Annotated in this window: 2 protein-coding genes and 1 tRNA gene; 1 reads left to right on the top strand and 2 read right to left on the bottom strand. The window is 43.3% G+C overall.

Annotated features, from left to right (window positions below):
- Positions 1-43: 43 nt before the first annotated feature.
- Positions 44-120 (top strand) — tRNA-Asp (locus R7O13_RS24285).
- A 165-nt stretch (positions 121-285) separates the two neighbouring features.
- On the opposite strand, the gene R7O13_RS31540 is transcribed toward R7O13_RS24285, so the two are convergent.
- Positions 286-417 carry a transposase gene (locus tag R7O13_RS31540; protein ID WP_110178151.1) on the bottom strand — a complete coding sequence of 44 codons (132 nt, stop codon included), beginning with the start codon at positions 415-417 and terminating at the stop codon, positions 286-288.
- 423 nt (positions 418-840) lie between these two features.
- On the bottom strand, positions 841-1,212 hold a 372-nt coding region (locus R7O13_RS24275), incomplete at its 5' end, for a GGDEF domain-containing protein (RefSeq protein ID WP_318304857.1).

The raw sequence follows: 1,212 nt of genomic DNA, 5'->3' as shown, positions 1-1,212 counted from the left end.
ACATCGCCAGGTTCTTATTTAGACTCCAGAGTCTAACCAGTGCGGAGCGGTAGTTCAGTTGGTTAGAATACCGGCCTGTCACGCCGGGGGTCGCGGGTTCGAGTCCCGTCCGCTCCGCCACTTATTTGAAAGCCCTGCTAGAAATAGCAGGGCTTTTGTCATTTTAGGGACTGTCATTTTCCCTTCCAAGAGAAGTCATACCAATCTGGAAAACTAACTGGTCAGGTCTATCCATCTTCTCGAGCATATTTTGGTGACTCTTTTGGAGCAATCCAAAAACCGATTTCATGCATCGCAGACTTTGGAGATGATGTCGTGGTAATCAGTAAAAGATTGGTTGGCTAAATAGCGTGGCCTCAACCAACGCCATACTTGTTCGATAGGGTTTAGCTCTGGAGAATAGGGCGAAAGTTTGATGACACTGACATTTTAAAGTCATTGGCTTTATCTTTTATGTATTGGCTCAACAGCTCTCTTTGCTCAGAAGTTAAGAATGGTGGTCTTCCTATTCTTGGCTTTTCTTACCGTCCTTCCAGCCCTTCTTCAAGAAAGGTTTAAACCTACTTATTGACACTGGTTCGGCTTACCTTGAGAAACTTGGCGATTTGTGTGCGTGAGTGTCCATCTTTGAAATGAGCAAGGGCCAGTGGTCTCATTTTCATCTGAATGGATTTTTGCTGACTTGCGAGCTTTTTAAAGTCGATATTAAGGATGTCATGATGGTGGTTTAGGTCGATAAATAGCGAACACATATAGAGCATTTTTTACGAATAGTTATAAGGCTTTTAGATAGGTGAGTTTTTAGCGATGTTATTGTGGTCAGAAAGGGGGAACTTATATTTAAGAAACTCTTTGTATTTTTAAGTGACCGGTTTGATAAAGCTTAAGATCTGGCAGGTTTTCGTAAGCTAGGGTGACTTGATTGCGTCCTGAGTGCTTTGAATAGTACATCGCTTTATCGGCCTCGATTAGAAGCTCTTTTGCGTTGGATTGTTGTGAATTCAACTCTGCTACACCGATACTAACAGTGGTCGTAATTTCAACGTCATCGACATGACAGATCGTTGCTTGTATAGCTTGGCGGATGCGTTCAGCTACTTCATACGCTTGAATCGCATTCGTATCTGTTAAGATTACTGCGAACTCTTCTCCTCCCAAGCGACCTATAAAGTCGCTGCCACGAATGACTCCTTGGCAAACGTGAGCAATGCG

The sequence above is a fragment of the Vibrio sp. Y176 genome, assembly GCF_033438945.1.
The sequence above is the reverse complement of the archived record's forward strand: the minus strand, read 5'-3'. Positions and strand labels throughout refer to the sequence as shown.